The organism is Streptomyces varsoviensis, from assembly GCF_000718635.1.
Classification (GTDB): domain Bacteria; phylum Actinomycetota; class Actinomycetes; order Streptomycetales; family Streptomycetaceae; genus Streptomyces; species Streptomyces varsoviensis.
In genome coordinates, this window is the sequence record NZ_JOBF01000068.1 from 1 (window position 1) to 640 (window position 640).

2 protein-coding genes are annotated in these 640 nt (G+C 68.8%); both read left to right on the plus strand.

What is annotated here, in order from left to right:
- The coding region (locus IF55_RS35600) for a GntT/GntP/DsdX family permease (RefSeq protein WP_048833131.1) at positions 1–430 on the plus strand (430 nt) is incomplete at its 5' end.
- 85 nt (positions 431–515) lie between these two features.
- A partial coding sequence (locus tag IF55_RS41105) for a DeoR family transcriptional regulator (RefSeq protein WP_157857242.1) occupies positions 516–640 on the plus strand: 125 nt, incomplete at its 3' end.

Consider the following 640-nt stretch of genomic DNA (forward strand, 5'->3'; position numbering starts at 1 on the left):
CGGCGGGATCGTCCTGATCCTCGGCGCCGGCGGCGGCCTCAAGGCGATGCTGACCGCGACCGGGATCGACAAGCTGATCTCCGACTACGCGGTGGGCTGGTCCATACCCCCGCTGCTGCTCGCCTGGCTCGTCGCCGCGCTGCTGCGCATCTGCCTCGGCTCGGCGACGGTGGCCACCGCCGCGGCAACCGGTATCGTCGCCCCGCTGATCGGCGCCTACCCGGGCCTCTCACCCGAACTGCTGGTGCTGGCGACGGCGTCGGGCGCGGTGATGCTCTCGCACGTCAACGACTCCGGGTTCTGGCTGTTCAAGGAGTACTACCAGCTCTCGGTGGCCCAGACGTTCCGTACCTGGACGCTGATGCTCTCCCTCCAGTCGCTGCTCAGCCTGGGCGGAGTGCTCCTGCTGAGCACGTTCGTCGGCTCCTGAGCCGCGCCCGGTTGGGACGGTGCCGGTGGGAACGGCACAATCGAGCAGCGGCCGCGGTGGCCGCGTGAGGAAAGGTGAACAAGCGGTGGCCGAAGAAGAGCAGTTGCCCCTGATCCCCGATCAGCGACGCGAGCTGCTGCTGAAGCACCTGCGGCGCGACGGTGTGCTGAGCGTGCAGCAGATCACCCAGCTCTTCGGCGTGTCCCACAT